Below are 11,183 nucleotides of genomic sequence, written 5' to 3'. Positions count from 1 at the left end.
GTGGTACAAAAATATTTGTCGCTTATCAATAACTATACCACGCAACTAGGCGCCGACGGAAGTAAACTAACTTATTCTTAATCATTACTTAAAACAAAAGGTATTGTTTTCAAACAGTGTTGCTCCTTTAAGAATTCTACGTGAAGCGATTAACCTTCCTGTCATGCATATCTGCTAACCATTCCTATAAGGGAATTCCTTTTATTCAATAGGCAAGTCGTGCTGTTTTAAGAAAGATAATTTATCCCAGTAGCCTCTTTGAAATAAAATTTTATCATTTACTATTTGAAAAAAACCGCAACCTCTCAAACCTAAGGGGTCACGCCACTCTAAAATTGCCCATTGTCCATCTTCGAAAATGTTCTCAACGATACAAACCATTTTTGCGTTAGAAAAATCTTGCTCAAACATCTGCTTGATCGCTTGTTTCCCAACAACTGGCTCATTAGCAACCTGGTGGTTTATTGCATTCTCATCATATAATTCTGAAATAATTTCTACATCTGCCTGATTAAACGCATCAACCCATTGGCAAAGTATTTCTTTTGGCTTCATATAAATCCCCCTCGAAATGTAATCATCTTTGTTCCCATCTCCAATAAAAAAAGCAGCTAATTTGTACCAATATATTCTACTTTTACAATTCATTCAAGACAATATCGATGAAACGAATAAGAAATATCGATCTTTCACATCGATTACTCTTGTATAAGTACGGGGTACCATATATTGAATCGTAGCATGTTTCGCTTTACCTGTTTCTTTATTCCATTCACATGAGTCATGCCATTTGAATCACTAGTAATCATTGCTTTTAATGGTAGCAACGCCACTAAACCTATTCAACCACTTTATTAATTTATTGAATACGGTATACAGCCCCTCTTTCTTTTTATACGCTTATCATCGAATGAGAAATCATAGGTAAGTAAACCGCGACGCTTAGGGCTAGTTGAATAGTGAAATCAAAGATGTACTATTTACCATGTCAGGTCCTCAAAACCTGCAACTATTCTCTTGTAGCAGATCATCAACACCCGATCCATTTCAATATTTATATAAAATAAAACAAAAAAAGCGAGAACCCAATGGATTCTCGCTTGTTAACGTCAATTAACCTTTAACGATGTTTGTTGCTTGTAAGCCACGTTGGCCTTCTTCAACGTCGAAAGTCACTGCTTGACCTTCTTCTAAAGTTTTGAAGCCGTCGCCTTGGATAGCTGAGAAGTGAGCAAATACATCATTGCCGTCTTCACCTGTAATAAATCCAAAACCTTTATCTGCATTAAACCATTTTACTGTACCGTTATTCATAAACGTATACCTCCATATTACACATCGACTGTGTTTATTTGTTTGTAATAGAAAATGATGTGTAATTGAAGTGTGTATCAATAGAAAAGATAAACAAGTATTAACATATCAGAACTTTACCTATTCATCATAGCATGGTTAAAATAAAATAGCAAATAAAGTTGGCTTTTTTTCTTGATAAAAAGCTAAATTGTTAAGAAACCTTATGATTAAGCCTAGCAATTGCTTTATCTGGAAGAATCAAAAATCAAAGAGTTGCGCCGTTTGAAGCAATTACTTTTTTGTACCAATCAAATGACGCTTTCTTGATGCGTTTCTTTGTGCCATTGCCTTCATCGTCTTGGTCAACATAGATAAAGCCATAACGTTTCGACATTTGTGAGGTTGAGGCACTAATGATATCGATACAGCCCCATGCCGTATAGCCAAAGACCTCGACGCCATCATGCAACGCTTCATTGATTTGTTCAATATGCTGACGCAGATAGTCGATTCGATAAAAATCATCGATGGTGCCATCTTCGTTTACGACATCTTCTGCTCCCAAACCGTTTTCGGCAATAAACAAAGGTTTTTGGTAGCGGTCATAGAGTTGATTCAATGCTGTTCGCAACCCTTTGGGATCGATCTGCCAGCCCCATTTACTGCTTGGCAAATAGGGATTTTTAATCCCACCAGTGATCAGATTCCCGACAGCACTTTCCAAGCGTTCTGGATGCGCGCTGACTGCGCTGGACATATAGTAACTAAAGGAAACAAAATCAACAGGGTTTTCTCGGATGATTTCTAAGTCTCCTGGTTCGATCACCAATTCCACTCCTTTTTCTTCAAACATGCGGTTGGCATATGCTGGATAATAGCCTCTTGCCTGCACATCACTGAAAAAGAGTGAGGTACGTTGACTTTCAACTGTTTTTTGGACATCGTCTGGATCACAGCTGTACGGCGTTAATAATTGATAGCTGATCATGCAGCCGACCTTGGCATCGGGAATCAATCGATGGCAATAGTCAGTCACGATTGCGCTGGCGACAAATTGATGGTGCGCCCCTTGGTACTTGTCTTGTTCAATATTAGGATGACCTTCTTCAATGATCCCGACACTAACATATGGATGGTGTTTAACACAGTTGATTTCATTAAAAGTCACCCAGTATTTGACTTTCTTTTGGTATCGCTCAATCACCGTCTTGGCAAAACGGACATAAAAGTCGATCACTTGCCGGTTTGGCCATCCTCCATACTCAGTCACTAAATACAAAGGCATCTCATAATGGGATAGTGATACCACTGGTTCGATCCCATACTTCAAACACTCATCAAAGACTGCGTCGTAAAATGCCAATCCAGCTTCGTTTGGCTCTACCTCATCCCCCTTTGGAAAGATCCGTGTCCAGGCAATTGACATCCGATAGGCTTTGAAGCCCATCTCAGCAAATAAACGAATATCTTCTTTAAAGTGATGATAAAAATCGATTCCCTGTCTTTTCGGATAGTATTTCGTGCTGTTTGGATCCTGTGCTTCTGCAACTTGCTGATGAGTCATCATATGCCATTGGTCCGTCCATCGTTCTTTCGGCATTGAGGAATCGAATAGATAGACATCAGAAACCGACAAGCCTTTTCCATCGATTCCAGAACCTCCTTCAACTTGGTTGGCAGCCGTTGCTCCTCCCCAGAGGAAATCTTTTGGAAAATAACTTTTCATTTTACTTGCCGCCTTTCAAAAATGATTCGTACGCCAACGCTTCCCCATTCGTGGCGATCACTTGCTGATAATACGCAAAACTAGCTTTTTTCTTGCGGGAAAGATCTCCGCTACCATCATTTTGCTTATCGACATAGATAAAGCCGTATCGTTTTTCCATCTCTCCTGTCCCCGCAGAAACGATATCGATCGGTCCCCACCATGTATAGCCTAGAATCGTTGCGCCATCTTTGATCGATTCCGCCATTGCTTCTACATGGTCTTTCAAATAGGCCATCCGTTCTTCATCGACGATCGATCCATCTTCATTGACAACATCCTTTAAACCAATTCCATTTTCAACGATAAATAATGGTTTTTGATAGCGATCAGTCAATTCGCTGCAAACATAGCGTAATGCCAGCGGATCGATCGGCCATCCCCAAGCAGTTTCTTTTAGGTAAGGATTCTTTTTCCCTAGTAATCCGCCAGTATTGCCTAAAATTTTCATGCCTGCTTCATGCAATGAGCTGCGGTAAAAACTAAAGCCTAAATAATCGCAGGTCCCCGCTTTAATGATCGCTAGATCTTCTTCTGTAATGTCCAGCAACAGATGATTATCCTTCACGATGCGGTCGAAGTATTCCGGATAGGCTCCTCGCAATTGCACATCACTATAGAACAAGGAACGACGGCGCAGTTGATACGATTCAAAAACATCTTGCGGGTTGCACGTCGCAGGGTAAATCGGGCTCAGTGACAGCATACAGCCAATCTGATTGTTTTCATCTACTGCCTTCCCATTCAGAACTGCTTTGGCACTTGCAACAAACATATTATGACTTGCTTGATAAAGTGCCTGTAATTTTTCTTCTTCAGTCTCGAAAGAAAACACATCGATACCTGCTGCGAGTAACGGGATCGTATGGGTATGGTTGATTTCATTGAAAGTCATCCAATATTTCACTTTCCCTTTGTAGCGTGCAAAAACCACTTTTGTATACCGATCAAAAAAATCGATCAGCGCACGATTTTGCCAACCACCATATTTCGTCACCAAATGCAGTGGCGTCTCAAAGTGGGCTAACGTAACAACTGGTTGGATCCCTTTTTCATTCAAGGCATCAAATAAATCATCATAAAATTGTAAACCTGCTTCATTGGGTTCCGTCTCATCCCCATTCGGAAAAATGCGACTCCAAGCAATTGAGGTACGCAAACACTTCAAGCCCATTTCCGCAAACAGTTCAATGTCTTCTGGGTACCGATGATAAAAGTCGATGGCTTCATGGCTCGGATAAAAGTTATCCTCTTCAAGCTGCAGTGAAACTTGCTCAATACGTTTTTCACCAACTGGTAAAATATCTGCTACACTTAATCCTTTTCCTCCTTCCAAATAAGCTCCTTCGGCTTGATTTGCGGCGATCGCGCCGCCCCATAGGAAATTTTTTGGAAATACACTCATGAAATCGCTCCTTTTAATAAATCATTTGCTACCAAAGCGGTAACGTCTTTTTTCGCTTGATCCACAACTGTCAATGCATCTTCTTTGATCACACTGGTAAAGACCAACATGGTTGTCGGATCATATCCTTTTTCAATAATTTTTGCTAAGTCAAAGGTGCCAATTTTTTGCCCCTTCACGACTTGATCCCCTTGTTTCACCGAAATCTCAAACACGCCTTTTGCTAAATCAACCGTGTCTAAGCCGATATGAACCAACACTTCCGTCCCAGCAGCTGATTGGATCCCAAAAGCATGTCCAGTTGGAAAAACTGTCACAACCGTACCAGTAAGTGGCGCATAAATATCGCCGGCTGATGGATAAACGGCTAATCCATCCCCCATTGCTCGAGAAGAAAATACTTCATCTTTGACATCATCAAGCGTGATCGCTTCACCAGCAACTGGTGTCATCACTTGCAGCCCTGCACCTTCTTCTAAAACAGGTTCTAGCGTTTCTTCAAATCCTAATACATAGGTCAAAATAGCAGTACCGAAGAACGCAAAGGCAATGCCGATCAAATAGTACACAAAGGTGTCCCCAAAGAAAGCTGGCAATGTCGTCAATGCTGGAAAAACATAGACGATGGCCTTGGTTTGCATCATGCCCATAAACGCACCAGCAATGGCACCAACGATGGTTTGAGCAATCAACGGCTTTTTAAATTTTACCGAAAGTCCATAGACGATGGGTTCTGTAATTCCTCCAAGCAATGCTGGAAGCAAGGAAGATAGCGCCAGACCTTTGGTTTCTTTTCTGCGAGAGCGTAAAAATACACCTAAAGCAACCCCAGCACTCGCAAATGTTGCTGCTGCGATCATCGGGCGCAGCGTATCATAGCCATATACCGCTAGGTTATTGACCATGATCGGTACAACTCCCCAATGGATCCCGATCATTACTAAGAATGTCCAACCGCCACCGATCAACAAGCCAGCCAACAGCCCACTCTTATCGCTGATAAAGTTCATGGCATTGCCTAAACCGTCCCCAAGCATTACACCTACCGGTCCAATGATCAAAACGGTCAGAGGCACCATGATCAAAAGAGCCACTAGCGATAGAGCAAAAATCTCGATACTCTTAGGAATGATCCGTTTGAGTAGGCGTTCCAAGTGCGAGTAGATATAGATCGAAACGATCGCTGGAATCACGGTACCCGAATACCCCATCAGCACAGCTGGGATGCCAAAGAAATCAACCGTCACACCGTTTTCCGTCACCATTGCTGTAAAATTCGGCTCCAGCAACGCCCCAACGATTGCTAAAGCAATAAACATATTGACTTTGAAAATCCGCGCTGCACTGATCGCTAAAAATAAAGGCAAGAAATAAAAGACACTATTGCCAGCAGCAGCTAATATTTTATAGGTGCTTCCTTCTGCGTCCATCAAATGATAGGTCGTAAAAACAACTAGTAAAGCTTTCAACATCCCTGCCCCTGCAAGCGCAACAATGATTGGATTAAAGATCGCAGACAATACATTGAAGAATCGGATAAATACATTGCCTTGTTTTTCTGTTGATTCTTCGGCATCTCCATCACTTTCCAAAGCGTTTTGGATCGAATACTTGCTCATGATCGTTTGAAAAACATCTGCCACATGATTCCCGATCACGACTTGAAACTGGCCATTTCCTTCAATGACTGACAATACCCCATCAAGCTGCTGAATTTTGTTCTTATTTTTTCGTGCCAACTCGACATCTTTCAACTTAAAACGCAATCTAGTGATGCAATGATACAGGCTAACGATATTTTGTTCCCCACCGACCTGTGCTATAATTTCACTAGCAAGTTTTGAATAATCTTTTGCCAAATGACTCACTCCCGTGTTTGATTTATAAAGCGCTTTATGGCGTTACTATAGCAGATTTTTTTCTCACACCTGCGAAAGTTCGCAATTTGGAAACTGCTTACAAGAAAGGAAAGAAAATGGGCCTCTTAATCATTCGTTTATTGAATCTTTTAAATAATGCACCCACTGATTCCACCAACTACTATATCGGTTTGACCATGATCAACTATTACGATCAGATCCAAACTCTAAGTATTGGTGAATTCGCCGCTCTTTGCCATGTGTCAAAGTCAACCGTTTCAAAATTCGCCCGTACCTTAGGCTTTGATGACTATGGTGATTTAAAAGACAACGCAGCTTTCATCGAGAACCGCTTCAACAATCCGCTAAATTATCGCTCGAATATTTTGTCTGCTTTGGAGCAAGAAGGCGTAGACTCCTATTTTGACGCAGTGATACAAGACATCGATTATCTGCGGCATCATCTTGATCTGCCAGCCATCGAACGGGTCGCACAAGCAATTGTTTCGCATAAAAATGTCTTTGCTTTTGGAATATTATTCTCAGAATCGGCTGCTATTGATTTCCAGATCAAACTAGCTTACAACGGCAAGTTCATTCGGACCTTCCAAGACGATCTCGTACAGGAAGAAATCATCAAATCTGCCGATGAAGAATCGCTTTTTATTATTTTTACCAATTCCGGTGACTACCTGACCAAGCAACAAATTCGAAATGGAACGCCTCGAAAAGATTTCTTTGATCGAACCAAAGCCAAAGTCATCGTGATCACCGCCAACCCACAGATCTCGGAACTTCCCTTTGTCCAAGAAGCAATCATCTTCCCTCATCAAACCCATTTCCAAACCCATGCCTTTATGTATCAGTTCATCATGGATTTGATCGTATCGAAGTTCAAGCAGTTGACTGATCGAAAGCGAATGTAGTAATGACCCTCCATTATAGAAGAAGTGCATTTCTTCCATAATGGAGGGTTCTTTGTGAATGAGATGTCTCATTCATTCGTAAGCGTCACGCATTTATTCCTAGTTTCTTTGAAATTTTTTTAATCCTAGGCTGATATTTATTAAATTTCTCCTCATTTATGTTTTTTGTTTCACAAACTTCACTTCGGTATGGTATAATCATTTTGTTTTTAAGAAAACTATGGGAATACAAAGGAGAAGGAAACATGAAAAAAACTAAAATCACTTTAATCGCTGCATCATTGCTTATGGGAGGCACTCTTTTAGCTGCATGTAGTTCAGATAACGACACAGCTGCAAGCTCATCATCAACAGCAGCTTCAACTGCTGCATCAACTGAATCATCAGATGATGTTGTTTCAACTGCTTCTATCAGTGACCAAACTTCAGTCATTGAAAAAGCATTGGGTGCAGATGGTAACTGGATCGTTGCTGTAACTGCTGACATGACATTTGATAACGATGTAACCGTTGATGGCGAATTCCATGATAAAGGCGATGACTCAGCTGATATCTACCGTAAATTTGCATTGTACTCACAAGATGAAGACCGCAACGTAACAGCTGAGTACACAGTAACTGTTCCTAAATTGATCGTTAACTCAGAAAACTTCAACATCGTTCACGGTGTAATCAAAGGTGACGTTGAAGTGAATGCAAACGGCTTTGTATTGAACGGTGCAAAAGTTGAAGGTAACGTAACATTCACTTCAAAAGAATTCCAAGATTCAGCAACACTTGACGAAGATGGCGCTTCTGTAACAGGCGACGTAACAGTTAGCGAATAATCTTTCACTGGATTTCTGTGAAATAGATGAAGAAAAAACGAGGTTGACAAGTTGATCATTGATCCTTGTCAACTTTTTTTTGTTTTTTTATAAACAATTGCATCCGCTCTCATTACTAACATTGTGTAAGTAAGAACAAAGCACAAGAAAAAAACTGGCTTGCTTACGCAAAACCAGCTTCTTCTTTAGGCGCTTATTCTTCAATAACTGCCCACTTGTAATCGTATTGCGCACCGGCACCGTGAGAAACGACCCCTTTTACTTTTGGTGCACGTAAATGAGCTTCAACGTTTTGGTACACAGGGATAACCCCTTGTTGATCCATAATGATTTTCTCTGCATCCAACAAATCTTGCCAGCGGGCATCTGGATTGCCAGCATTTGTCGTGGCAGATGATTTCACTGCTGCATCGTACTCATCGCTTGTCCAACGACCTCGGTTGTATGAATTATCGGTTACAAATAGATCTGTAAAACTGCTGGCATCCGCATAGTCAGCACCCCAGCCACCCATAACGACATCAAAATCACCTGAGTTTGAACGATCAAGGCGAACGGAGAAAGGTACTGGACTTAGGCTAACTTTCACCCCATCAAGCGTATCTTGAATCGCACTTTGAATATATTCAATGGCTTTTTTGGTTGAGTCTGTGTCAGAGGCCAAAATTTCAAAACTTAAAGAATCGATTCCCAAAGCCTCTTTGGCTTTTTCCCAATGTTCTTTGGCTTTTTCTTGATCGTATTCAATGACACTTTCCGCTTCATCGACAAAATCAGTATTATCAGTTGGGTTAAAGGTCATTCCTTTTGGTATCAATCCTGTGGAAGCCAATGAACCATCACCTAAAATCGATGTCACTAATGCATCACGATCGATGGCATAAGAGATTGCTTTACGCAGATCCTCATTGCGAAATGGCGAATCTTCTTCTCGCTGATTCAACTCGATATAGGAAGTACGGGCTAATGGTTCTGACACAAACGCTTCATCATTGGCCATTTGCTGCGCCAATTCTCCTGTTAAGATGACGTCGTCCGCTTGCCCATCCTGGAATAGATTCAAAGAGGTCGATGATTCTTTTACGACACTGACATTGATCGTATCAAGTTTCACCGTATCTTTATCCCAATATTGGTCGTTCTTTTCATATGACCATTCTGTATCGGTTCCTGGACCATCAAAGCCAGCTAACACAAACGGTCCATTGTAAACGGCATTGTCGCTTGTTGAAGCATATTGATCGCCGTTGTCTTCTACGACTGCTTGGCTTTGTGGGAAGAAGGATGGAAATGCCAATAAGTATTGGAAGTATGGCGTAGGTGTCGTCAGCGTGATTTCTAATTCATAGTCGCTGACTGCTTTGATCCCCAATTCTGAGGCATCTTTTTCACCTGCTGTTATCGCTTCGGCATTGGTTACGGGCGCAAATAAGTACGCATATTCAGAACCTGTTTCCGCACTTACGGTGCGTTGCCAGCCAAAGACATAATCCGCTGCTGTTACTGGTTCTCCATTTGACCATTTGGCATCTTCACGTAATTTCAATTTATAGGTCAGACCATCTTCACTGACTTCCGCTAATTCGGCGGCACCTGCTGGTTCGGGCTTACTATCAGCATCTAAGCGGTACAACCCTTCATACACATTATTTAAAGCACTGAAACTGATCGTATCGGTGGCTAAGGATAGATCGGCACTAGGCATTTCTTGTTGAACCACAACATTAAAAATTTGTTCGGCAGCTGCTGTCCCACTACCACTTGAACTTTCACCTGTACTTGATGTCCCTCCTGTTGAGCAACCTGCTAATACGATTCCACAAACAGCGATGACACCATATCCCCATTTTTTCTTCATCTTACCTACCCCTTATGAAAATCCAAAATTTTCAGAATTATTACAAAACTCTGAATGTAAATAAGATTTTAATAAATATTAATTATAAAAGCAAGCTATTTTTCTCATTTTATTATTATTTATTTTTTATGTTAACACTGCATGTTATTATTTATGACACAAAAACAAAAAACACAAAGCGAAAGAGATCGCGCTTTGCGTTTTTTTATCTTTGGATAGAAAAGTGGATTACTCCATTTTATAGCTTTGACGCGTCACTTTACCCTCTCGTACCGCAGCGATAATAGTTGGAATAGCCCCAATCGCCGTAAAGAGATAGACCAGACCTAAGTTCCCGTAATATTGACTCGCTTCCAAATACCCTTCACGAATCAAATCAGGTAAAATACGGAAAGCGTAGAAGACATCAACGTCCGTGTAATAATTCGCTACACTGATCGACCAGTCGATACGATTCCCGACATAGACCATAATGATCATGACGATGATACTACTAATAATACCTTTTGTACTGAGTTTTCCACCTAATAATTCATACCCTTTGATGGCACAGATCGCCATTGCGATTCCAGACAATGCAGCTACATATCCCAGTTGTCCCAATAAAATAATTGCGCCGGCACCAATCAGTGAACCAAGAAACGCGCCCACTGTTCCAGCTAGCCAATTTTCTTTTTTCTGCCCTTTTCCCCGTTCTTGTGCAAGGACCGCTTCTTGTTGTTTCTTAAAGCAAGCTTCACACGCAATGACGGGAGTGCCGCCAATAGCATACAGCGAAACCGGCTCAGTGATCGTTCCGCAGAAGGTACAAGCATTTTGGTAACCTTTCGTCTTCAAGAAATTCGTCAATTGGTCCAACGCAGTACGGATCTTGTCCACAGTTTTCCCTGCAGTCATCGCTCCGCGTAATGTATAGGCAACTTGATATCCTTGGATCACACAGTCGGTGATCTCTTTTGACTCACTTAAAACTTCTTTGACTTCTTCTTGGTTCGGAAGTTCCCCCTCTTTGCTAAGGGAAAAATGAGCCACAAGAGAATAACTATTGTTATTCTCTTGTACTAAAAAAAGTTTATAACTATGATACGTTCCATAAATCACCCCGGTGGAAGTATCAACTGAGAGCCCCAACGGCTCGGCAAATTTGGTCAATGTCTTCTCGATCTTCTTATTCATTTTTCTCCTTCTTTCCAACAAACACTTACCTTTTTAGGTATAGCTAAAAGTTTAAGGAGAGTAGAAATGAA

Annotated in this window: 9 protein-coding genes; 2 read left to right on the top strand and 7 right to left on the bottom strand. The window is 41.1% G+C overall.

The window, feature by feature from the left end; translation table 11 throughout:
* Positions 1 to 201: 201 nt before the first annotated feature.
* The 5 genes from IGJ12_RS03995 to IGJ12_RS03975 form a co-directional block, all read right to left on the bottom strand.
* Positions 202 to 555: a nuclear transport factor 2 family protein gene (locus IGJ12_RS03995; protein WP_087664402.1), complete on the bottom strand. Its 354-nt coding sequence runs from the start codon at positions 553 to 555 to the stop codon at positions 202 to 204.
* Positions 556 to 1,113: 558 nt separating this feature from the next.
* The gene (locus IGJ12_RS03990) at positions 1,114 to 1,314 is read right to left on the bottom strand and encodes a cold-shock protein (RefSeq protein ID WP_005225331.1); all 201 of its coding nucleotides are present in this window, start codon (positions 1,312 to 1,314) and stop codon (positions 1,114 to 1,116) included.
* 247 nt (positions 1,315 to 1,561) lie between these two features.
* Positions 1,562 to 3,022, bottom strand: a complete 1,461-nt coding sequence (locus IGJ12_RS03985) for a glycoside hydrolase family 1 protein (protein WP_016610580.1) — start codon at positions 3,020 to 3,022, stop codon at positions 1,562 to 1,564.
* 1 nt (position 3,023) lies between these two features.
* Entirely contained in the window at positions 3,024 to 4,466 is a 1,443-nt protein-coding gene (locus IGJ12_RS03980) for a glycoside hydrolase family 1 protein (RefSeq protein WP_016610579.1), read from the bottom strand.
* Complete coding sequence (locus IGJ12_RS03975; RefSeq protein WP_086299180.1) at positions 4,463 to 6,334, bottom strand: beta-glucoside-specific PTS transporter subunit IIABC; 1,872 nt, start codon at positions 6,332 to 6,334, stop codon at positions 4,463 to 4,465. Before IGJ12_RS03975 ends, IGJ12_RS03980 begins: the two co-directional genes overlap by 4 nt.
* A 107-nt stretch (positions 6,335 to 6,441) precedes the next feature.
* Here IGJ12_RS03975 and IGJ12_RS03970 point away from each other — a divergent pair, with 107 nt between their 5' ends.
* Positions 6,442 to 7,251: a MurR/RpiR family transcriptional regulator gene (locus tag IGJ12_RS03970; RefSeq protein ID WP_008377267.1), complete on the top strand. Its 810-nt coding sequence runs from the start codon at positions 6,442 to 6,444 to the stop codon at positions 7,249 to 7,251.
* Positions 7,252 to 7,496: 245 nt separating this feature from the next.
* A complete protein-coding gene (locus IGJ12_RS03965; RefSeq protein ID WP_005237347.1) occupies positions 7,497 to 8,078 on the top strand; it encodes a polymer-forming cytoskeletal protein in 582 nt (193 codons plus the stop codon).
* 193 nt (positions 8,079 to 8,271) lie between these two features.
* On the opposite strand, the gene IGJ12_RS03960 is transcribed toward IGJ12_RS03965, so the two are convergent.
* Positions 8,272 to 9,936, bottom strand: coding sequence for a peptide ABC transporter substrate-binding protein (locus IGJ12_RS03960; protein WP_005237349.1), 1,665 nt, complete (start codon positions 9,934 to 9,936; stop codon positions 8,272 to 8,274).
* Between the two features lie 228 nt (positions 9,937 to 10,164).
* Positions 10,165 to 11,112, bottom strand: a complete 948-nt coding sequence (locus IGJ12_RS03955; protein ID WP_430619382.1) for a hypothetical protein — start codon at positions 11,110 to 11,112, stop codon at positions 10,165 to 10,167.
* Positions 11,113 to 11,183: the final 71 nt, after the last annotated feature.

The organism is Enterococcus sp. DIV0802b, assembly GCF_050543535.1.
In the GTDB taxonomy this organism is placed as follows: domain Bacteria; phylum Bacillota; class Bacilli; order Lactobacillales; family Enterococcaceae; genus Enterococcus_D; species Enterococcus_D entomosocium.
Note: the sequence above shows the minus strand (reverse complement) of the source record. Positions and strands in the feature narration are given on the sequence as shown.